The 22,226-nt window shown below is 63.8% G+C and carries 19 protein-coding genes; 6 read left to right on the forward strand and 13 right to left on the reverse strand.

The annotated features are described in order from the left end of the window. Positions 1–109 precede the first annotated feature (109 nt). From pcaD to LO50_RS12465, 8 genes are all read right to left on the reverse strand, one after another. Positions 110–904: a 3-oxoadipate enol-lactonase gene (gene pcaD / locus LO50_RS12435; RefSeq protein ID WP_044315226.1), complete on the reverse strand. Its 795-nt coding sequence runs from the start codon at positions 902–904 to the stop codon at positions 110–112. A 231-nt stretch (positions 905–1,135) separates the two neighbouring features. Next, a complete protein-coding gene (gene pcaF, locus LO50_RS12440) occupies positions 1,136–2,341 on the reverse strand; it encodes a 3-oxoadipyl-CoA thiolase (RefSeq protein ID WP_044315201.1) in 1,206 nt (401 codons plus the stop codon). Beyond that, on the reverse strand, positions 2,338–3,120 hold the full coding sequence (locus tag LO50_RS12445) for a CoA-transferase subunit beta (protein WP_044315202.1): 783 nt from the start codon (positions 3,118–3,120) through the stop codon (positions 2,338–2,340). Before LO50_RS12445 ends, pcaF begins: the two co-directional genes overlap by 4 nt. Next, positions 3,120–3,974 (reverse strand): CoA transferase subunit A, encoded by an 855-nt coding sequence (locus tag LO50_RS12450; RefSeq protein ID WP_044315203.1) that lies wholly within the window; start codon positions 3,972–3,974, stop codon positions 3,120–3,122. Before LO50_RS12450 ends, LO50_RS12445 begins: the two co-directional genes overlap by 1 nt. 202 nt (positions 3,975–4,176) lie before the next feature. Further along, positions 4,177–5,019 (reverse strand): IclR family transcriptional regulator domain-containing protein, encoded by an 843-nt coding sequence (locus tag LO50_RS12455; protein WP_044315204.1) that lies wholly within the window; start codon positions 5,017–5,019, stop codon positions 4,177–4,179. Positions 5,020–5,226: 207 nt separating this feature from the next. After that, positions 5,227–5,592 carry a hypothetical protein gene (locus LO50_RS24715; protein ID WP_152623976.1) on the reverse strand — a complete coding sequence of 122 codons (366 nt, stop codon included), beginning with the start codon at positions 5,590–5,592 and terminating at the stop codon, positions 5,227–5,229. Between the two features lie 68 nt (positions 5,593–5,660). After that, a complete protein-coding gene (locus LO50_RS25100; RefSeq protein WP_162836512.1) occupies positions 5,661–5,810 on the reverse strand; it encodes a hypothetical protein in 150 nt (49 codons plus the stop codon). Then, positions 5,810–5,989, reverse strand: coding sequence for a hypothetical protein (locus LO50_RS12465; protein WP_044315206.1), 180 nt, complete (start codon positions 5,987–5,989; stop codon positions 5,810–5,812). The genes LO50_RS25100 and LO50_RS12465 overlap by 1 nt, the downstream gene beginning before the upstream one ends. Before the next feature lie 238 nt (positions 5,990–6,227). Between LO50_RS12465 and LO50_RS12470 the strand changes: the two genes are divergently transcribed. Next, complete coding sequence (locus LO50_RS12470) at positions 6,228–7,043, forward strand: DUF1206 domain-containing protein (RefSeq protein ID WP_044315207.1); 816 nt, start codon at positions 6,228–6,230, stop codon at positions 7,041–7,043. 125 nt (positions 7,044–7,168) lie between these two features. Here LO50_RS12470 and putP (LO50_RS12475) read toward each other — a convergent pair whose 3' ends face one another. Next, positions 7,169–8,653, reverse strand: coding sequence for a sodium/proline symporter PutP (gene putP / locus LO50_RS12475; RefSeq protein WP_003282158.1), 1,485 nt, complete (start codon positions 8,651–8,653; stop codon positions 7,169–7,171). Positions 8,654–8,854: 201 nt separating this feature from the next. Then, positions 8,855–10,876, reverse strand: a complete 2,022-nt coding sequence (locus tag LO50_RS12480) for a TonB-dependent receptor (RefSeq protein WP_044315208.1) — start codon at positions 10,874–10,876, stop codon at positions 8,855–8,857. A 227-nt stretch (positions 10,877–11,103) separates the two neighbouring features. On the opposite strand from LO50_RS12480, the gene LO50_RS12485 reads away from it, so the two are divergent. Next, on the forward strand, positions 11,104–11,328 hold the full coding sequence (locus LO50_RS12485) for a DUF3203 family protein (RefSeq protein WP_044315209.1): 225 nt from the start codon (positions 11,104–11,106) through the stop codon (positions 11,326–11,328). Between the two features lie 136 nt (positions 11,329–11,464). On the opposite strand, the gene putP (LO50_RS12490) is transcribed toward LO50_RS12485, so the two are convergent. The 3 genes from putP (LO50_RS12490) to LO50_RS12500 form a co-directional block, all read right to left on the reverse strand. Beyond that, complete coding sequence (gene putP / locus LO50_RS12490; protein WP_044315210.1) at positions 11,465–12,949, reverse strand: sodium/proline symporter PutP; 1,485 nt, start codon at positions 12,947–12,949, stop codon at positions 11,465–11,467. Between the two features lie 245 nt (positions 12,950–13,194). Further along, positions 13,195–16,356, reverse strand: coding sequence for a bifunctional proline dehydrogenase/L-glutamate gamma-semialdehyde dehydrogenase PutA (gene putA, locus LO50_RS12495; protein ID WP_044315211.1), 3,162 nt, complete (start codon positions 16,354–16,356; stop codon positions 13,195–13,197). Between the two features lie 263 nt (positions 16,357–16,619). Then, the gene (locus LO50_RS12500; RefSeq protein ID WP_044315227.1) at positions 16,620–17,375 is read right to left on the reverse strand and encodes an AraC family transcriptional regulator; all 756 of its coding nucleotides are present in this window, start codon (positions 17,373–17,375) and stop codon (positions 16,620–16,622) included. A gap of 125 nt (positions 17,376–17,500) precedes the next feature. On the opposite strand from LO50_RS12500, the gene lon reads away from it, so the two are divergent. The 4 genes from lon (at position 17,501) to cmoB (ending at position 22,211) form a co-directional block, all read left to right on the forward strand. Further along, the gene (gene lon / locus LO50_RS12505) at positions 17,501–19,888 is read left to right on the forward strand and encodes an endopeptidase La (protein WP_044315212.1); all 2,388 of its coding nucleotides are present in this window, start codon (positions 17,501–17,503) and stop codon (positions 19,886–19,888) included. A gap of 145 nt (positions 19,889–20,033) precedes the next feature. Continuing rightward, on the forward strand, positions 20,034–20,435 hold the full coding sequence (locus LO50_RS12510) for a protease inhibitor I42 family protein (protein ID WP_044315213.1): 402 nt from the start codon (positions 20,034–20,036) through the stop codon (positions 20,433–20,435). Between the two features lie 73 nt (positions 20,436–20,508). Further along, entirely contained in the window at positions 20,509–21,252 is a 744-nt protein-coding gene (gene cmoA, locus LO50_RS12515) for a carboxy-S-adenosyl-L-methionine synthase CmoA (protein ID WP_044315214.1), read from the forward strand. Then, positions 21,249–22,211 carry a tRNA 5-methoxyuridine(34)/uridine 5-oxyacetic acid(34) synthase CmoB gene (gene cmoB / locus LO50_RS12520; protein WP_044315215.1) on the forward strand — a complete coding sequence of 321 codons (963 nt, stop codon included), beginning with the start codon at positions 21,249–21,251 and terminating at the stop codon, positions 22,209–22,211. The genes cmoA and cmoB overlap by 4 nt, the downstream gene beginning before the upstream one ends. The last annotated feature ends 15 nt before the right edge of the window (positions 22,212–22,226 follow it).

The following is a 22,226-nucleotide window of genomic DNA, read 5'->3' on the forward strand; positions in this document are numbered from 1 at the left end:
AAAAGAGCGTGGTGGGCTGAAGCCCACCCTGCCGAAGAGAGCACTAGAGTGGACCACGCTCGATTCGCGGTTGGGTTAGAGGCTTCGGCCAATGTGGCTTTTACACCGGTCACGCTTGGCTACGAAGGAACGCTAGCACGCCGCGGGTGAAGTTTTCGCCTGCCTCGACATTCGACAAATGCGCGACTTCGAACACCACCAATTGCGCGTCAGCGATGCGTTGCTGTATGAACTCACCGTGTTCTATGGTCGTGACCGGGTCCTGACCGCCGCACACCACCAGGGTCGGAGCTTTGATTGTGCCAAGTTCTTCGCGGAAGTCAGCATCGCGCACGGCGGCGCAGTTGGCGGCGTAGCCTTCTGGCGAGGTGGCGACGATCATGTCGGCGATACGGGTGGCGGCTTGCGGCTCACGCTGGCTGAAGGCTGGAGTGAACCAGCGACTGATGGCCGCGTCGCGCATCTCGGCCATGGCCTGTTGCTGGCCCTTTAGGACAGTTTCGATACGCTCGTTCCAGACTTGATCGCTGCCAATCTTCGCCCCAGTGTTACACAGCACCAGCCCCTGCAGCCGGTCGCTGGCATTGATTCCGAGCCACTGGCCAATCAGCCCGCCCATGGACAGGCCGCAGAAGGAGAAGCGCTCGATGCCCAGTGCATCGAGCAGGGCCAGCACATCCCTTCCCAGCCGCTCGATACTGTAGGGCGCCTCGGTGACGCTCGACTCGCCGTGGCCGCGCGTATCGTAGCGTAGCACTCGAAAATGCTCTGAAAATGCGGGAATCTGCTCGTCCCACATGCCCAGACTGGTACCCAGAGAGTTGGACAGCACCAGCACAGGCGCGTTATCCGCGCCGTCAAATCGGTAGTTCAGGCAGGTATCAGCCAGTTTCACGGTTGGCATGGTCATCCTCGTTCGTTGAGGGAATGGCGTCGGCCATGGCGCGCTCGTTTCTGCGGCGCGCATGGCTCAAGTTAAAGGCCGGCACAGCTCAGCGCGACTTTTCGGCTTACAACCAGCGCCTTTTGCAGTTCGAAACGTAGCCGGACCTTGGCAGTTCGCCAGCCGTTTACGCCCGGGCGGTAAGCCAGTGGTGGGTTGAAGCCCATCCTACGGGTCAGTGATGGAACCGAATCAGATCCTTTCCACCACTATTGCCAGGCCCTGCCCTACGCCGACGCACATGGTCGCTAGACCGAGACGGCCGCCGGTTTTCTCCAGCTGGTGAACAGTCGTCAACACCAGTCGAGCGCCGCTCATGCCAAGCGGATGTCCCAAGGCGATGGCGCCGCCGTTGGGATTCACCATAGGACTGTCATCCGGCAGGCCGAGATCGCGGGTCACGGCCAGGCCCTGCGCGGCGAAGGCTTCGTTGAGCTCTACTACGTCGAAATCGCTTACCGCAACATTCAGGCGTTCGCACAGCTTGCGCACCGCCGGCACGGGGCCATACCCCATAATGCGCGGTGCGACGCCGGCGCTGGCCATGCCAAGCACCTTGGCGCGGGGCTTTAGGCCGTACTTCTGCACCGCTTCGGCGCTGGCGAGGATCATCGCCGCCGCGCCGTCGTTGACGCCCGAGGCGTTGCCGGCGGTGACGGTCTTGTCAGGGCCGTTGACCGGCTTGAGCTTGGCCAGCACCTCGGCCGTTGTAGCGGCGCGCGGGTGCTCGTCGGTATCGACTACCGTTTCGCTTTTCTTTCCCTTAATCACCACCGGAACGATTTCTTCGGCAAAGAACCCGCTCTGTTGAGCTACCGCCGCTCGCTGCTGGCTACGCAGCGCGAAAGCATCCTGATCGGAGCGGCTGATCTGCCACTCATCGGCGACGTTGTCGGCGGTCTGCGGCATGGCATCCACGCCATACATTTCCTTCATCTTCGGATTGATGAAGCGCCAGCCAATGGTGGTGTCCTCAATCTTCTGGGTGCGACCGAACGCCGTATCGGCCTTGCCCATCACATAGGGCGCGCGGGACATGGACTCGACGCCGCCGGCAATCGCCAGCTCCATTTCACCGCAGGCGATAGCACGAAACGCGGTGCCCACGGCATCCATACCCGAAGCGCACAGGCGGTTTAGGGTCACGCCCGGTATCGTGTCCGGCAGGCCGGCGAGCAGCGCGGCCATGCGCGCGACATTGCGGTTGTCCTCCCCAGCCTGGTTGGCGCTGCCCATGAACACTTCATCAATAGCCGCAGGATCGAGCTGCGGATTACGTTCCAGCAGCGCCCGCAACGGGATCGCAGCCAGGTCGTCAGCGCGTACGGCTGCCAGCGCACCGCCGAAGCGGCCGATCGGTGTGCGGACGGCGTCGCAGATGTATACGTCGCGAGTCATTCCTCTCCCCCTTGCTGGCCATGAGCGGCAGCGGTTCGGGCCTCCAGCGCGCGCAGCGCTTGCAGCTCATCGACGCGAGGCGCTTCGGTAGTTCCAAGCGTTTCGGCGAAGCGGAGTGCCCAGCCTGTGTTCGCCACCACCTGCTCGCGGGTCACGCCCGGATGCAGCGCGGTGACGATGAATTCGTTGGTGCCTTCTTCCGGTTCCATGATGCACAGATCGGTAATGATCGCCATCGGGCCCTTGCCAGGGAGGCCCAACTGCTTGCGGTGATCGCCGCCCTCACCGAAACCGACCGAGGTGATGAAAGCCAACTTGTCGACGAAGGTGCGATGCGACTGCTTGAGGATGATCAGGACTTGCTTGGCGCTACCGGCGATCTCCGGTGCGCCGCCGGCACCTGGCAGGCGCACCTTGGGCTGGTGGTAGTCACCGATCACCGTGGTGTTGATGTTGCCGTACTTGTCCACCTGCGCGGCGCCGAGAAAGCCGACGTCGATGCGCCCGCCCTGCAGCCAGTAGCGGAAGATTTCGCCAGTCGGCACCACCGTGTCGGCAGTTTCGGCCAGCTCGCCGTCACCGATGGACAGCGGCAGCACCGAAGGCTTGGCGCCGATCGGGCCGGATTCGTAGATCAGCACCACTTCCGGGGCGTGGGTCAGGCGGGCCAGGTTGGCGGCCTTGGACGGCAGGCCGATGCCGACGAAGCAGACACTGCCATTGCCCAGCCGACGGGCCGCGGCGACGGTCATCATTTCGTTTGTGTTGTAGGAACTCATCAATTGGCCTCCTGCTGGGCGAGCTTCGCGCGATAGGCGGCGAAGTCGGCGGTGCCGCGAATGTAGGTGTCGATCCAGGCGCTGAACGCCTCGCGGTCACGGGCGATCGGGTCCCAGGCCTGGTAGAAACGGTTGTCTCGCTCGTAGTAGCCATGCGCGTAGGACGGGTGCGCGCCACCCGGCACCAGGCACACCGCGCTCAGGGCCCAGGTCGGCAGCACGCAGGCGTTCATCGGCGTCTGGAGGTCATCGACGATCTCTTCAACGGTGACGATGCAGCGCTTGGCTGCCAGGGCGGCTTCCTTCTGCACACCAAGAATGCCCTGGATCAGCACGTTGCCCTTGCGATCGGCCTTCTGCGCGTGGATCACGGTGACGTCCGGGCGCACGCTGGGCACGGCCGCCAGCACTTCCCCGGTGAACGGGCAGGTGACCGACTTTATCAGCGGATTGACTTTGGGCAGGTCGGAGCCGCCATAGGCACGCAGCACCGCAAACGGCAGACCAGAGGCGCCGGCGACGTAGGCATTGGCGAGGTCGGCATGGCTGTGCTCCTCGATCTCCAGCGGCTGCGGCCAGCCCTTCTCCACCGCATCACGCAGACGATGCAGCGAGCCGACGCCGGGATTGCCGCCCCAGGAGAAGATCAGCTTCTTCGCGCAACCGGCACCGATCAGCAGGTCGTAGACCAGGTCCGGTGTCATGCGCACCAGGGTCAGGTCCTTGCGCCCCTGGCGCACGATTTCATGGGCGGCTGCGGTGGGAATCAGGTGGGTAAAGCCTTCCAGGGCGACGGTGTCGCCATCCTGGACGAAGCGCTCGACCGCTTCGCGGAGCGAGAGGAATTCAGCCATGAGTCGGATCTCGTGTTGTTTTCTGTACGCCGATTGCGTTGTGAAAACGTTAACGGTCCATCCCCAGCCAAACAATCCGATAATCGACATAACGTTCGATTATCGAACAACTTAAGCACCGTTCCATTGTGATGAACAACGCCGACTCAGCGCGCGAATCCACCTAGAGCACCGTAGTCGCCGATGGTCGCGAGAGCTTCGATCAATGGAACAGCCGCGTGCTCAATTCGCGGCTGGCCTCCAGCAGCACGGGCAGGAATCGGGTCTCCAGCTCCTGACGCGAGACGCGCCCGGCATGGGTGCCGACGTTCAGCGCGGCCAGCACCTGGCCGGCGGAATCCTTGAGTGGAACGGCCAACGAACGCAGGCCCATTTCCAGCTCCTGATCGATGATGACCCAACCCTGCTGGCGAATCTCGGCGATGTTGTCGCGCAGCGCCTCCGGGCTGTGCAAGGTACGGCTGGTCTTTACCTGCAGGTCGGCTCGCCCCAGGTAGTCGTCGAGCGCCGCGTCATCCAGCGCCGCCAGCAAGATGCGGCCCATCGACGTGCAATAGGCAGGCAGCCGACTGCCCACCGACAGATCTACCGAGATGAGCCGCTGAGGGGTGGCCGAACGCGCCACATAGAGCACCTCATCACCCTCCAGCGTCGCCATCGAACAGGCTTCGTGAAGCTGCTCGCTGAGGCGGTCGAGAATCGGCTGCGCGGTAACTGCCAGCGGCGTGGACGACAGATAGGCGTGACCGAGGGTCAGCACCTTGGGCAACAGCGAATAGGTGCGCCCGTCGGTGGTGACGTAGCCAAGTTTCATCAGGGTATGCAGGCAGCGGCGCACCGCGGCGCGGGGGATCTCTGTGCGGTGGCTGATCTGCGCGATGGTCAAGTGGCGCTTCCGCTCCTGGAACGCATGAATCACAGCCAACCCGCGCGCCAGCGAAGTCATGAAGTTGGGATCGCCGGTTAGCGCCTCGATGCGTTTGGCGGGAGACGCGACGATGGGCGGCGCCATCGGTGGCTGAAGAGCTCGTGAATCATCGGTCATGCAGGACACCCCGGACGCTGACATCGGGGCGATTATCGGTGCATCAGCCGATAATCGCCAGCGCTGCACCTGGCCGGCGACGGAGAAGATGCCAGCCCGCCACAAGGGCATTTGGCGGGCGTTTACCTATGCGGCAATGCCACAGCGTAAAGGGGAAGTCAGAGCCGAGTCAGGCCACGGCTCACTCTCGGCGGCAGCGCCGGCCCGCTACCACTGGCGGCGGCGATCGTGATGCTGCTGGGACTTAGCCGGCCGGTAGCTCCTGTGTTGAACCGGGTGGCGCACGGCGTTCTTGTAGTGACGGTCACCGCCCTGACTGTAGTGCCGGGAAGGCTGGTCGTGACGATGACTCCGATGCTGTTCGTAGCGCTCGTGCCGAACCACCGGTGGCGGAGCGTGGCGTGGGTAATCGGAACGGTCGTATCGGTAATGGCGGGCTGGATAGCTGTCGTAGCGATACTCGCGGTATTCGCCGTGGTAATAGGGGCGGTGATAACCGTGGCCGACGTACTCATGCACGGTACAGCCGCTCAGCGTGATCAGCCCGAGAAACAACACGAGAAGACGTGACATAGATGACTCCAGAGACAGGCAAGGCCTAGTCGGCCTTGCCTGAGCGTGAGCAGCCGGCGCCTGGCGCCTCAGCAGTTACCCTTCTTGGCCTGACCTGGTGGGCAATGCGGAGGCCCGCCGCCGCCATCACCGATATCGATGCCGATGCCCGGTAGACGCAGGCTGCATCCGGACATCAGGAGGGCTACCAGTACGACTACAAGAAGACGAGCGCTCATCAGCAGTTTCCTTTCATCCGATGTCCCGGCGGACAGAACCCGCCACCATGACCGTGACCACCGATGTCCAGCCGTACCGCATCGGCATCGCCGACCCGCGCATGTACACCTGGGGCATTGATGCTGCATCCGGCCAAGCCGAGCGCCATGCCGAGCAATACCACCTTCCAGTAATTCATCGAGATAATCCTTGATTCTCCGTAGTCGCAAGACCGTCCCGCCCCAGGACACCCGAACGCTACTGGGCGAGGAATCAGACCTTCGCCGTTTCGTCCCGTTCCTTCGTCGGTATTAATTCTTTTCGCCGCCCAAAGGCAGGTGTACGCGACGAGTTCGAGCGAACCGAACGGGCTGCAATCGCGTCCCAACTATGACGACACTGTCTCGGATGATCTCAATTTCGGAGCGAAAGCGAATATGAACGTGACACGTGGAGTGGTCTGGCTGGCACGCAGCGGCTACGCGGCGCGGGGCGTGGTGTACGTCATCGTCGGCTTTTTTGCGATCATGGCGGCACTCGGTTCCGGCGAAACGGTCGACACTCGCGGCGCAGTTCAGCAACTGCTCGGCCAGCCATTCGGGGCGATACTGCTCTGGCTGGTGGTAATCGGCCTGCTCGCGCACGTGGCGTGGCGGCTGACGCAGGGCATCGGTGATACCGATCGGCACGGCCATGACGCCAAGGGTCTGCTGATCCGCACGGGGTTGGTGAGCAGTGGCGTGGTCAACTTGCTGCTTGCACTGTTCACGCTGAGCATGCTGGTGAGTGGGCTGGACCGCTTCTCCGAAGGCGGCGGCGGTTCCGGAGGCGAAAGCACCGACAGCCTCATGCGTGTTCTTGGCCTGAAGCACTCTCACTGGCTGATCTGGGCGATTGCGCTGATTCCACTTGGAGTTGCCATTGCGCATCTGATCAAGGCATGGCGTGCGCATTTCGAGCGCTACTTCCAGTGCGATGAACGCACCATGCATCTGGTGCGCCCCGTTTCCCGTGTTGGGCTGGCTGCACGTGGCTGTTCCTTTCTGATCATCGCCGGACTGTTGTTCATGGGCGGTAGCCGCTACGAGCCCACCGATCCCCCCGGCCTCAAGGAAGCGCTCGAAGCGCTTCAGGGCATGCCTGCGGGTGGCGCGCTGCTGCTGGCAATCGGGGTCGGCCTGCTGGCCTTCGCTGTGTACAGCTTCGCCGAGGCACGCTGGCGGCGGATCGACTTGTCGGAAGTGACGAATTGAAGCCCGGACAGCATCGACGGAGAGGCCGGGCAGTGGCAAATATCGATATGGGGCGGAACGGTTAGAACCGGGATACCGGATCCAACCGCAGGTCGAGCAGCCATGCTCGACCTGCGCTGTGCAGATCAGCCGGCGTGGTAATCGGCGTCCGCTTCTTCGAAGCGCTTGACGATTGTCGGCGCCGGTTCGGCGCCCATCTTGCTCACTACATAGATGGCAATGCTGGCGAAGATGAAACCGGGGATGATTTCGTACAGGCCCAGGCCGATGAATTCCTTCCACACCACCACGGTGACCGCACCGACCAGCATGCCGACCAGAGCGCCGTTACGGGTCATGCGCTTCCACAGCAGCGAGATCAGCACCACCGGCCCAAACGCGGCACCAAAGCCGGCCCAAGCGTAGGACACCAGGCCCAGGACCTTGCTCTCCGGGTTGGAGGCGATGCCGATGGCGATCAGGGCGATCAACAGCACCATGCCGCGGCCGACCCAGACCAGTTCGGTCTGCGAGGCATTTTTGCGCAGCATCGCCTTGTAGAAGTCCTGGGTCAGCGCGCTGGAGCTGACCAGCAGCTGGGCACTGAGGGTGCTCATCACCGCCGCCAGCACGCCGGAGAGGATGATGCCCGCAACCCAGGGGTTGAACAGGATCTTCACCAGCTCCATGAATACTCGCTCGCCGTTCTGGCTGACCGCACCGGCCTGCTCCGGATGGTCAGCGAAGTAGGCGATGCCGAGGAAGCCCACCGCGACCGCGCCGGCCAGGGTCAGGATCATCCAGGTCATGCCGATGCGGCGGGCATTGGGGATGGTCTTGATCGAGTCGGCCGCCATAAAGCGCACCAGGATATGCGGCTGGCCAAAGTAGCCCAGGCCCCACGCCAGCAGCGAGATGATCGCGACGAAGGACAGCCCGCGGAACATGTCGAAGTTGGCCGGGTTCTGCGCTTCGATAGTGGCCATCGCGGTGCCCATGTCGCCGAGGGCGAGAATGACGAACACCGGGGTGATCAGCAGCGCGAAGATCATCAGCGTGGCCTGTACGGTGTCGGTCCAGCTCACCGCCAGGAAGCCGCCGATGAACACGTAGAGAATGGTCGCCGCTGCACCGACCCACAGCGCGTACTCGTAGGGCATGCCGAAGGTGGACTCGAACAGTCGCGCACCGGCCACCACGCCCGAGGCGCAATAGATGGTGAAGAACACCAGGATCACCAGCGCGGAGAAGATCCGCAGCATGCGGCTCTCGTCCTCGAAGCGGTGCGAGAAGTAATCCGGCAGCGTCAGGGCGTTGTGGTTGTGCTCGGTGTGCACACGCAACCGGCCGGCGACGAACAGCCAGTTGAGCCAGGCGCCCACGATCAGGCCGATGGCAATCCAGCTTTCCGACAGACCGGCGACGAAGATCGCACCGGGCAAGCCCATCAGCAGCCAGCCGCTCATGTCGGAGGCACCGGCCGACAGCGCCGTGACGAAGCTGCCGAGGCTGCGACCGCCGAGGATGTAGTCGGAGAAGTTCTTGGTGGCGCGGTAGGCGATGAAACCGATCAGGATCATCGCCGCGATATAGACCACGAAAGTGATCAGAGTGGGAGTGCTGACGTTCATGGGACTTGTTTTCCTTGTTGGTCCTGACGTTCCATCGCCAGCGCGGACAACGACCGGCACCCGCAACGGAACAATCGAGGGGCGCAAGGATAGCGCGTCATCCGCGTACTTGCGCGTGACCGCGAGCCTTTGCCTGCCGGAATGAACGAGGGCCGGCAGTAGCTGCCGGCCCTCGTCAGTGTTGCAAGGCAACTGTCCGCCTCAGAACGCCAGGCGCACGCCTACCGTCAGATTGCGCCCAGGCAGCAGCACCTCATCCTTGATAAAGGAGGTGTGCTGACGGGCCTTTTCGTCCAGCAGGTTGTTGGCCTTGAGGTAGAGCAGGTAATCGGTCTGGTTCAGCGAGCCGCTATAACCGAGGCTGGCGCCCAGCATGTTGTAGCCACCGGTTTCACTTTCGTAGTCGGCCAGCTCGTCCTGGCGCTGCACCCGATAGAACTCCAGCTGGCCGTTGAGTGCCGGGGTGAAGCTCTGGTCCACCCGCACACCGAGGCGATCAGCGGGGATACGCGGCAGGTCGCCGCCGCCGTCGCGCAGCTTGCCACGCACGTGGTCGCCGAAGAGGGTGAAGGCGACGGCGTCGGTGACCTGGAAGCGCACCTCCCCTTCCGCCCCGGCGAGCACAGCGTCCTGCTGGCGGTACTCGATCTCGCGGTAGCCGCCACCGATATCGTTACCGGTGTCGGCGGCATAGATGAAGTCATCCACCTCGTTGCGGAAAACGCTGAGGCTGAAGGTCGTGCGGCCGGCAAACTTGCGCAGGGTGATTTCGGCGTTGTGCGAGGTTTCTTCTTCCAGATCGACATTGCCAAGCTCAACGGTGCGGGTCGCCGCATGTGGGCCGCTGGCGTAGAGCTCCTCAGCACTGGGCAGGCGCTGCGAGCGCGTCAGCGAGAAGCCCAGCGAGTACTGCGGCGCGAAGGTCCAGACCGCACCGGCGGACATCGACGTGCCGCTGTGATCGGTATCCGGACGGCCATCGGCGTCGATGTCCTGCCATTCGTGGCGCAGGCCGAGTTCGTAGCGCCAGGCGCCGGCGGTGTATTCCTCGAGCAGGAACAGACCGTGGTTACGGGTCAGCGTCTGCGGCACGTAGGCCTCCTCGCCGAGGGCTTCGAAGTCGCGACGCAGCGTCTGCGCGCCGACCACACCGCGCCAGCCGAACAGTGGCTGATGGGTCAGCTCCAGGCGTGCGTCGGTGGCATCGTTGTTGATGCGGGTGCCCACTTCCCCGCCTTCGATTTCCTTGTGCTGATAGTCGCTGTGGCCGATGCGCAGCCGCGCAAGCTCGAATCCCTGCAGCGGATCGCTCAGCTCGCCACGCAGATCCCAGCGCTTCTGGCGCATGTCGACATAAGGCACGCTTCCATGTTCGTCATGATCATGGTCGTCGTCATCGTCGTGATCATCATGGCCGCCGCAATGCCAGTCGCTGCCGTGGGTGTGGCAATCGGCGTGCTCATGGGCCAGCAGCCCGTAGCGGCTGTTCTGCTCACCGTAGGCGGCGCCGATGTAACCGCGCTCGCCAATGAAGCTGGCGCCGAGATTGAAGCTGTCGGTGTCGTTGTAGGAACCTTCCTGCTTGTCCGGCGAACCAGGGATTTCATAAGGGTCGGCCTGGCGCTTGGTGCCTTCGGCGCGCACGGCGAAGTTGCCGCTGCCAGCGGTGATGCCGAACACCCCTGACCCTTCGTTGGCGACGCTGTTGGTGCGCAGCTCCAGCTCGCCTTCGTAGCCCTTCTCCGGCACGCGGGTGGGGATCTTCTTGTCGATCACGTTGACCACGCCGCCGATTGCGCCGCCGCCGTAGAGCAGGGTTGCCGGACCCTTGAGGACCTCGATGCGCTCGGCCAGTAGCGGCTCGCTGGTCACCGCGTGGTCGGGGCTGATGGTCGAGGCATCGAGCAGCTCCACTCCATCGCTCAGCACCTTGACCCGTGCGCCATCCAGCCCGCGAATCACCGGGCGCGCCGCACCGGCGCCAAAGCTGCTGGAGCGTACGCCAGGCAGGCTTTCCAGCGTTTCACCCAGCGTTGCCTCGCGACGCAGCACCAGTTCATCTCCCTCCATCACGGCAGCCGGCGTGGTCATCTCATGGCTCTGCTTGGCCAGGCCGCTGGCGCTGACCACGACGGATTGCAGTTCGACCGGCTCGGCGGCCCAGGCAGCCGGAACCAGGGCCAGGCTGATCGCCCAGGCCAGGGGATGACGCTTCAGTTTCATGTGACTCTCCAGACAGTGGCGGTTGCCTTCCGAGGCAACCGAAGACGGCTGTGCGCCGGCATCCGGTAGCGGAGCCAGCTTCGCGGGGCGAGAATCTAACATGTTATATCATAACGTTTAAGTCTGTTTTTCCAGTAACAGGCACAACGGATGCACCCTGTTCGTGGTCGACATGGAAACGCCGGGCGAACCGCGCGCGGCTTTTGCACCGCTTCGGGAGATAGATCATGACCGTAGACATCGACACCACCACAGGGACCTGCTGCGTGGTCATCAACGGCAATACGCACCGCAGCGCCCTGATGGACGTACGCATCACCACCGATCCACAGGCGCGGATGTCGGTGATGAACATCGACGGCGCAAGCATCCATGTGCCGGAAGACGAAGCCGAACATCTGATCGCCGCGGGCGCGGTGGATGACCGGTCCAATCTGGTCGCGGACGACTGAAACTGCGGCAGAAACGCAAAACCCCGGCTAGCCGGGGTTTTTTGTAGGTGCTCGCAGCAGAATCCTCTGCAGCCTGTGGAAATGCGCCCCGCTACGACTTCAGCTTTCGAGCCGGGGCATCACTCCGACACTGGGCTTAGCCGGCGTGGTAATCCGCGTCCGCTTCCTCGAAGCGCTTGACGATGCTCGGGGCCGGCTCGGCGCCCATCTTGCTCACCACATAGATGGCAATGCTGGCGAGGATGAAGCCGGGGATGATTTCGTACAGACCCAGGCCGATGAACTCTTTCCACACCACCACGGTGACGGCGCCGACCAGCATGCCGGCCAGCGCGCCGTTGCGGGTCATGCGCTTCCACAGCAGCGAGATCAGCACCACCGGACCGAACGCCGCGCCGAAACCGGCCCAGGCGTAGGACACCAGACCCAGCACCTTGCTGTCGGGGTTGGAGGCGATGCCGATGGCGACCAGCGCGATCAGCAGCACCATCGCCCGGCCGACCCAGACCAGTTCGGTCTGCGAGGCGCTCTTGCGCAGCATGGCCTTGTAGAAGTCCTGGGTCAGGGCGCTGGAGCTGACCAGCAGCTGCGCACTGAGGGTACTCATCACCGCCGCAAGGACGCCGGAGAGGATGATGCCAGCGACCCACGGGTTGAACAGGATCTTCACCAACTCGAGGAAAACACGCTCACCATTCTGGCTAACCGGCCCGGCCAGTTCCGGGTGCCCGGCGAAGTAGGCGATACCGAAGAAGCCCACCGCCACGGCACCGGCCAGCGTCAGGATCATCCAGGCCATGCCGATGCGGCGGGCGTTGGGGATGGTCTTGATCGAGTCGGCCGCCATGAAGCGCACCAGGATATGCGGCTGGCCAAAGTAGCCCAGGCCCCAGGCCAGCAACGAGATGATCGCGACGAAGGAGAGTCCGCTGAACATGTCGAAGGCCGCCGGATTCTGGGTGGCGATGGTGTCCATCGCAGCGCCCATGTCGCCGAGGGCGAGAATGACGAACACCGGAGTGATCAGTAGCGCGAAGATCATCAGCGTCGCCTGCACGGTATCGGTCCAGCTCACCGCGAGGAAGCCACCGATAAACACATAGAGGATGGTCGCCGCGGCGCCGATCCACAGTGCGTATTCGTACGGAACGCCGAAGCTGCTCTCGAACAGTCGCGCGCCGGCGACCACGCCCGAGGCGCAATAGATGGTGAAGAACACCAGAATCACCAGCGCGGAGAAGATCCGCAGCATGCGACTCTCGTCCTCGAAGCGATGGGAGAAGTAATCCGGCAGCGTCAGCGCGTTGTGGTTGTGCTCGGTATGCACACGCAACCGTCCGGCGACGAACAGCCAGTTCAGCCAGGCGCCGACAATCAGGCCGATGGCGATCCAGCTTTCCGACAGACCGGCGACGAAGATCGCACCGGGCAGGCCCATCAGCAGCCAGCCGCTCATGTCCGAGGCACCGGCCGACAGCGCAGTGACGAAGCTGCCGAGGCTGCGACCGCCGAGGATGTAGTCGTCGAAGTTCTTGGTGGCGCGGTAAGCGACGAAACCGATCAGGATCATCGCCGCGATGTAGATCAGAAAGGTGATCAGCGTGGGTGTACTGATGCTCATGTGTGTCCCTCGTTAGTTGTTGTTCGGCGCATCGCGAGCGGACCCACGCTGCACCTTGGCAGAGGGCGATAGCGAAAAGGCCATCACCTGTGACAGACCCAACCCGGGCCCGTCAGTGGCGGAAGAGCGTCCGCCAACTGTCCAATTGTTGTTGTGTTCCGGCCGCCTGAGCGGCCGGGAGGTTTAGCGTGATGCGCCAGGTGAATGACCAAGGCCATTCACTCGGTGGTACAGCGTGAATGCGTTCAGTCGTCTCCGAGCGACAGCAGCGAGGCGTTGCCGCCCACCGCTGTGGTGTTGGTGGAGGTGGTCCGCTCGTTGGCGAAGCGCAGCACATAGCTGGGGCCGCCCGCCTTCGGACCGGTGCCGGACAGGCCACAGCCGCCGAACGGCTGCACGCCGACCACGGCACCAATCTGGTTGCGATTGACGTAGAGGTTGCCGACCCGCGCCAGTTGCTCGATGCGTTCGGCGGTTTCCTCGTTGCGGCTGTGTACGCCGAGGGTCAGGCCGTAGCCGGTGCCGTTGATCGCCGCGACGACCTTTTCCAGGTCCGCCGCGTCGTAGCGAACCACGTGCAGCACCGGGCCGAACTGCTCTTTCTTGAGCTGGTGAATGCCGTCGATCTCGAAGGCCACCGGTGCCACGAAATGACCGTTCAGACCAGCCGGCAATGTCGCCTCGGCGATCAGACGCCCTTCGCTCTTGAGCTGCTGGATATGCGCCAGCAGGCCTTCGCGCGCCTCCTGATCGATCACCGGGCCGATGTCGTTCTCGCGCAGATGGGTCGGGCCGACGTTCAGCTCGGCCATCGCGCCCTTGAGCAGCTCAATCACCCGGTCAGCGATATCACGCTGCACGTAGAGCACACGCAACGCCGAGCAACGCTGGCCGGCACTGGTGAAAGCGGAGCCGACGGCGTCCTTGATCACCTGCTCGGGCAGCGCTGTGGAATCGACGATCATCGCGTTTTGCCCACCGGTCTCGGCGATCAGCGTGGCGATCGGGCCTTCCTTCTCGGCCAGCTGGCGATTGATGATGCGCGCCGTGTCGGTGGAACCGGTGAAGCACACGCCGACCACCCGCGGATCTCGACAGAACACGCCACCCAGGGTGGCACCGTCGCCCGGAAGGAAGGCGATCGCCTCTTTCGGCAGGCCGGCTTCGAACATCAGTTCAAGCGCACGCGCAGCGATCAGGCTGGTCTGCTCGGCCGGCTTGGCCAGCACGGTGTTGCCGGCCACCAGTGCCGCGGTGATCTGGCCGAGGTAGATCGCCAACGGGAAGTTCCACGGGCTGACGCAGACGAACACGCCGCGGCCTTCATGGAACAGCTCGTTACGCTCACCGGTCGGGCCTTTCAACTCTTCGCGACCGAGCTTCTGCCGCGCCTGCTGAGCGTAGTAACGGCAGAAATCCACCGCCTCGCGTACTTCGTCGATGCCATCCTGCAGCGACTTGCCGGCTTCCACGGTACACAGGGCCATCAGCTCGGCGCGGTGCTGTTCCAGCAGATCGCCCAGGCGCTCCAGCACGGCGGCACGGGCCTCCACCGGCGTGGCATTCCAGGTCGGCCAGTAAGCCGCCAGGCGATCGACGGCCTGGCGCGCCTGCTCGGCGCTGGCGAACTGGGCCTGGCCGACAACCTTGTTCAGGTCATAGGGGCAACGCACCTCGGACGGCGTACCGGCGAGCCTCTGCCCGCTGATGACCGGCGCAGCCTGCCACTGGCGCTCGAGGAAAGGTTGGTAGGCGCTGGCCAGGTCGTTCCATTGGTTCTGGATATTCATGTTGATCCCTTGGGAGTTCTTGCGATTGCCGAACAGCGCCGGCGGCAGCGGAATGCGGGGGTTGCCCGGTGCGGCGAATCTGCGCAGCTGGCTCACCGGGTGATCGATCAACGATTCGACCGGCACGCGCGGGTCGACCAGCTGGTGGACGAACGACGAGTTGGCACCGTTCTCCAGCAGGCGGCGCACCAGATAGGGCAGCAGGTCCTTGTGCGCACCGACCGGGGCGTAGATCCGGACATTGCGGGCGTACTTCTCGATCACCGTGTCGTACAGGGCATCGCCCATGCCGTGCAGGCGCTGGAACTCGAACTCGCGCGGCTGTGAGATTTCCTCGGCCATGGCCAGGATGCAACTGACGGTGTGCGCGTTGTGGCTGGCGAACTGCGGGTAGATCACCCCACGGGTGTGCTCGGACAACAGGTAGCGCGCGCAGGCGAGGTAGGAGGTGTCGGTGCCTTCCTTGCGCGTGTAGACCGGGTAGCCGTCCAGGCCCTGGACCTGGCACTGCTTGATCTCACTGTCCCAGTAGGCGCCCTTTACCAGCCGCAGCGGAATGCGTTCGCCAAGCTCACGACCGAGCAGCGTCAGCCAGACCAGCACCGGTAGGCAGCGTTTGGAATAAGCCTGGATGACCAGGCCGAACTCACCCCAGCCGGCGATGGCCGGGTCGCGCAGGAGCTTTTCGTACAGTTCCAGCGATAGCTCGAGGCGGTCGGCCTCCTCGGCATCGATGGTGATCCCGACATTGCGCTGACGCGCCAGCACGGCCAGTTCGCGCACACTGGCTAACAGCTCGGTGAGCACGCGTTCGCGCTGGGCGACTTCGTAACGTGGATGCAGCGCCGACAACTTGATCGACACCGACGGACGCGGGCCCTTGCCGACCTGCGGCTCGGCACCGACGGTCTCCACGGCCTGACGGTAGTCGGCCATGTACTTGGCGGCGTCCTCGGCAGTCAGCGCCGCTTCACCGAGCATGTCGAAGGAATAGGTGTAGCCCTTCTCGCGCTCGGGACGGCCGTTCTTCAGCGCTTCGGCGATGGTCCGGCCAAGCACGAACTGCTTGCCCATCAGCTTCATCGCCTGGTTCATCGCGCTGCGGATCACCGGCTCGCCGGAGCGCTTGAGCAGACGACCGATGACGTTCTTCGGGCGGCCATCGGCGGTTTCCGGATCGACCACCTTACCGGTCATCACCAGCCCCCAGGCGGCGAAGTTGACCAGCACGTTGTCGCTCTGGCCGAGGTGGCGTTCCCACTCGGCGGCGTTGAGCTTGTCGCGGATCAGCGCGTCAGCCGTGGCGGCATCCGGCACCCGCAGCAGCGCTTCGGCCAGGCACATCAGCATCAGCCCTTCCTGGGTGTCCAGGCTGTACTGGCGCAGCAGCGCATCGAGGGTATCGACGGCATTGTCACGCCCACGCACCGCCTCGATCAGGCTGCGCGCGCGCTCGCGAATGGCGGCAATGCCCGCCTCGCCGGGATCGGCAAGCTGCAGCAGTTCGGTGAGATATTGCGCCTCGTCAACGGCGTAGTTGGCGCTGATGGCGGGAAAGAATTCCGCGGCTTTCTGGTTGGCGAAGGCGCCTTCCAGCACGTGACCGGCCTTGAACATGCGCCGCTCCTCTTGTGATTGTGTCTGCTTATAGGTCTAGTCCACGGCCAGGCTGATGGTGCAGCACAAGACGAAGAGCCAGGTCGGGAGACGGAATGTAGGGTCTGCAAGACGAGCCGTTCTTGCGCAAAACTACGGAAGTTTTACGAAAAACTACGAAAGCCGGACGCGGAAACGCGACCGTAATGAAAGCGCACCAGGATGGCGCAGGAATATACCCTTGGTAGCTGAAGAGCCCGAAAACAGGGCAATCAGGAGAAAGCTCAGGAGTCCGACTTGCGCAATCCGCGAGGTGTCAGACTAAGGTAGCGGCGGGTCGCCGTGGTCAATGCGCTCTGGCTGGAGAAACCGCACTCCTCGGCAATCCGCACCAGTGGCAGCGGCGTTTCGCGCAGCAGGCGGGCGGCACGATCGAGGCGGGTCTTGAGTAGGTACTGGTGCGGCGTGAGGCCGACGCAATCCTTGAACTGGGCGTGGAAGTGGCTGGGGCTGAGGCAGACCACCTGGGCCAACTCGGCGACCGTGATGCGTCGCGCCAGGTTGTCCTGAATATGGCTGTCCAGCCGCTGCAGATCGAGCGGTCCGGCCGGGCGCTGAACTGACTCGCCGAACAGTCGCAGGTGCAGTGCCCGCAACAGCACGCCGCCCAGCGCCCGGGCCAGCAGCGGATCGCTGCCGTAGCGCGCCAGCTCGGCACCGGCGTAGGCCAGCAGGTTCTGGAAATCGGCGTCCAGCGCCGGATAGCGTGGCGCCTCGAACAGGCGGGCCAGCAGCTCGGGGTCCTCGGTGACGACATCCTGCTCGTCGAGATCGATGATCAGCATGCGGTTGTCGCCCATGCCGGCGAAGCCGTGGTCGGCATCGCCCGGCACCAGACAGGCGCGCATCCGGCAGACTTCGCCACCGGAGCCATTGACCTCGAATTCCGCGCGCCCAGAGAGCGACATCACCAGTTGGTGATAGTCGTGGGCGTGCTGGTGAGTCTGGTCATCCAGGCGAAGCAGACGGGCGTTGAGCATGATGGGCACCTGTGCGTGCAAACACTGTACCGAAGCCTGCATGAAGTGCCCACCCCCATGCGACGGGATTGAAATCATCCGGGCCACCACCCATCTAAGGTGCACGTATTCGCAACGGGTGCCGCATGAACGACGACGTCAATCAGGATCATATCGAGCAGGAAATCATCTCCTCCAACGGTCTCGTACTGCCCGATCAACAGCAGCCGGACAAGCTCTACATCATCCCGGTGCACAACCGACCTTTCTTCCCGGCGCAGGTGTTGCCGGTGATCGTCAACGAAGATCCCTGGGCCGAGACCCTGGATCGCGTGGCGAAGACGCCGCACCAGCGCGTGGCACTGTTCTTCGTCGACCCGCCGGTGCTGGACATGGCCACCTTCGACCCGGACAGCCTGCCGGAGCACGGCACCATGGTCCGCGTGCATCACGCCTCGCAGGAGGGCGGCAAGCTGCAGTTCGTCGCCCAGGGCCTGGCGCGGGTGCGCATCCGCGGCTGGCTGCGGCGCAAACCACCGTATCTGGTGGAAGTCGATTACCCGAAAAGCGATGACGACCCGCGCGACGAGGTGAAGGCCTACGGCATGGCACTGATCAACGCGATCAAGGAGCTCTTGCCGCTTAACCCGCTGTATAGCGAGGAGTTGAAGAACTACCTGAACCGCTTCAGCCCCAACGACCCGTCGCCGCTGTCGGACTTCGCCGCCGCGCTGACCACCGCGCCTGGCGTGGAGCTGCAGGAAGTGCTGGATACCGTGCCGGTCTTGAAGCGCATGGAGAAGGTGTTGCCGCTGCTGCGCAAGGAAGTGGAAGTCGCCAGGCTGCAGAAGGAACTGACCGGGGAGGTCAACCGCAAGATCGGCGAGCGCCAGCGTGAGTTCTTCCTCAAGGAGCAATTGAAGATCATCCAGCGCGAGCTGGGCATCACCAAGGACGACAAGAGCGCCGACGCCGACGAGTTCCGCGCCCGTCTTGAGGGCAAGGTGGTGCCACCTGCTGCGCAGAAGCGCATCGACGAAGAGCTGAACAAGCTGTCGATACTCGAAACCGGCTCGCCGGAATATGCCGTCACCCGCAACTATCTCGACTGGGCCACCGCCCTGCCCTGGGGCGTATTCGGCCAGGACAAGCTCGACCTCAAGCGTGCGCGCAAGGTGCTGGACAAGCACCACGCTGGCCTCGATGACATCAAGAACCGCATCCTCGAATTTCTTGCCGTCGGCGCCTTCAAGGGCGAGATCGCCGGCTCCATCGTGCTGCTGGTCGGCCCGCCCGGCGTGGGCAAGACCAGCATCGGCAAGTCCATCGCCGAGTCTCTTGGGCGGCCCTTCTATCGCTTTAGCGTCGGCGGCATGCGCGATGAGGCGGAGATCAAGGGCCACCGCCGCACCTACATCGGCGCCCTGCCCGGCAAGCTGGTGCAGGCGCTCAAGGATGTCGAGGTGATGAACCCGGTGATCATGCTCGACGAGATCGACAAGCTCAGCACCAGCTATCAGGGCGATCCGGCTTCAGCGCTGCTGGAAACGCTCGACCCGGAGCAGAACGTCGAATTCCTCGATCATTACCTGGACCTGCGCCTGGACCTGTCCAAGGTGCTGTTCGTCTGCACGGCAAACACCCTGGACTCGATTCCCGGCCCGCTGCTCGACCGCATGGAGGTAATCCGCCTGTCCGGCTACATCGCCGAGGAGAAGCTGGCCATCGCCAAACGTCACCTGTGGCCCAAGCTGCTGGACAAGACCGGCGTGCCCAAGCAGCGCCTCGCCATCAGCGACAGCGCCATGAAAGCGGTGATCGAAGGCTATGCCCGTGAAGCTGGTGTGCGTCAGCTGGAGAAGCAACTGGGCAAGCTGGTCCGCAAGGCAGTGGTGCAGTTGCTGGAAGACCCCCAAGCGGTACTGAAGATCACGCCGAAGGATCTGGAAAGCTACCTCGGCAAACCGGTGTTTCGCAGCGAACAGGTGCTCTCCGGCGTCGGCGTGATCACAGGCCTCGCCTGGACCAGCATGGGCGGCGCCACCCTGCCGATCGAGGCCACGCGCATCCACACGCTGAACCGCGGCTTCAAGCTCACCGGCAAGCTCGGTGACGTGATGAAGGAATCGGCGGAGATCGCCTACAGCTACGTCAGCTCGAACCTGAAAACCTTCAAGGGCGATCCGGAGTTCTTCGACCAGGCCTTCGTGCACCTGCACGTGCCGGAAGGCGCGACGCCGAAGGACGGCCCCAGCGCCGGCATCACCATGGCCAGCGCGCTGCTCTCCCTTGCGCGCAACCAGCCGCCGAAGAAAGGCGTGGCCATGACCGGAGAGCTGACGCTGACCGGTCACGTATTGCCGATCGGCGGAGTGCGCGAGAAGGTGATCGCGGCGCGGCGACAGAAGATATTCGAGCTGATCCTGCCGGAAGCCAATCGCGGCGACTTCGAAGAGTTGCCTGACTACCTCAAGGAAGGTCTGACCGTGCATTTCGCCAAGCGCTTCGCTGATGTGGCCAAGGTGCTGTTCTGACGCGGGACGAGCTGCAGACCAGCTGAAGTCGAAGGGTGGAAGTCGCGCTGCACTTCCACCTCCGGACCGGCGCAGACGGAGTACCCGCCTGCGACCAGGCTCTTTTGGGCTATCCTTCCCAACTCAATTCCGACCGGTGCCGATCATGCCTTTCGACATCCCCCGTCTGTTACTGCCCGCCAGCGTCGCCCTGCTCGCTGCCTGCGCAAGCAACGACAAGACGCCCTCCAGCGTCGTGCTCAGCGACGACAACCGCTGCCCGCAAACACTGCAGAGCGGCCAGCAACTCATCGTCAGCCTGCCGAGCAACCCTGCGACGGGCTATCGCTGGATTCTGCACGAAGCCGCCGCGGAGCAATTGCACAGCCTCGGCCCCGAAGTGTTCAGCAATCCGAAAGGCGACATGATCGGTGGGGATGGCCTGTCCACCTGGCGCTTCGAGGCACAGGAGCCAGGCAGCGGCAGGCTGTACCTCACCTATCAACGCCCGTGGGAGGTCGACGCCGAGCCTGCGGGCATGTTCGATTGCCGGATCGAGGTGCGCTGAGTCGGGCAGAGCCCGCGGCGAGCGTGGTTTCGGCTACAATGCCGCCCCGTTTTCACACACGCCGCCCGACACCGTGAGCCACGATCTCGACCGTCTGTTCGCCCAGCCCCTGCCCCGCATTCAGGACTTCGTCTTCAACGAGGACGTGGTGCGGGTGTTTCCCGACATGATCAAGCGCTCTGTGCCCGGTTACCCGACCATCGTCGAGAACATCGGCGTGATCGCCGCTCAGTTCGCACAGCCGCATACTCATCTGTATGACCTAGGCTGCTCGCTGGGCGCGGTGACCCAGGCCCTGCGTCGTCACGTGACTGCCGACAACTGCCAGGTCGTCGCCGTTGATAACTCCGCGGCAATGGTCGAGCGCTGCCGCGAATACCTCCACGGGCAGGACTCGATGTTTCAGGAACTGCTGCCGGTCGACGTCATCGAGGGCGACATCCTGGCTCTGCAGTTCCAGCCCAGCTCGCTGGTGGCGCTGAACTTCACCCTGCAGTTCATCGCACCGGAACAGCGCCCGGCCCTGCTCAGCCGCATTCGCCAGGCGCTGGTGCCCGGTGGCGCGCTGATCCTGTCGGAAAAGCTGCGCTTCGAGGATGAAGACGAGCAACAATTGCTGACCGACCTGCACATCGCCTTCAAGCGCGCCAATGGCTACAGCGAACTGGAAATCGCCCAGAAGCGCAGCGCCATCGAGAACGTGATGAAGCCCGACAGCCTGGAAACCCATCGCCAACGGCTACTGGATGCCGGCTTTTCCAAGGTCGTGCCCTGGTTCCAGTGCCTGAACTTCGCCTCGCTGATCGCCCTGCCATGAACCTCGACCTGACTCCCCTCGCCTGGCGCCTGGCCGGCACCCCGCTCGCCGCCTGGGCCAACGGCGTTCAGCAGCAGCTGGACGCCAAACTCGCGGTTGGTCACGGTGATCTGCCGCGCTGGCGGCGTGCCGTCGATGCGCTGCCTGCGCTGGCGCCAGTGCAGGTCGAACTGCGTGACGGCTTCCGCCTCGACGCGACATGTGACGACGCCGCGCGCCAGGCCACCCACGATGCGCTGATGGGGCTCTCGCCATGGCGCAAGGGTCCGTTCGACGTGTTCGGCGTGCATGTCGATACCGAGTGGCGCTCGGACTGGAAGTGGGACCGGGTCGCGCCGCACCTGAATCTGGCCGGCAAACGCATCCTCGACGTCGGTTGCGGCAACGGCTACTACATGTGGCGCATGCTCGGTGCCGGCGCCGACAGCGTGATCGGGGTCGACCCGAACTGGCTGTTCTTCTGCCAGTTCCATGCGATGAAGCGCTACCTGCAGGAGCTGCCGGTCTGGCATCTGCCGTTCGCACTGGAAGAACTGCCGGCCAGGCTCGAAGGCTTCGAGACGGTGTTCTCCATGGGCGTGCTCTACCATCGCCGCTCGCCGGTCGACCATCTGCTCGACCTCAAGGACTGCCTGGTACGCGGCGGCGAACTGGTGCTAGAGACCCTGGTGGTGGAAGGCGACGAAAATACCGCACTGGTGCCGGAAGACCGCTATGCGCAGATGCGCAACGTCTGGTTCTTGCCCTCGGTGAAGGCGCTGGAATGCTGGTTGCGCCGCGCCGGCTTTGTCGACGTGCGCTGCGTGGATGTCAGCGTGACCAGCATTGAGGAACAGCGCAGCACCGAGTGGATGCGCTACCAGTCGTTGCCCGACTTCCTCGACCCGCAAGACCACGGCAAAACGGTCGAAGGCTTGCCGGCCCCCATGCGCGCCGTGCTCCTCGCCCGCAAGCCCTGACAGTAGGTTGGCCGC

Source organism: Stutzerimonas stutzeri (assembly GCF_000935215.1).
In the GTDB taxonomy this organism is placed as follows: domain Bacteria; phylum Pseudomonadota; class Gammaproteobacteria; order Pseudomonadales; family Pseudomonadaceae; genus Stutzerimonas.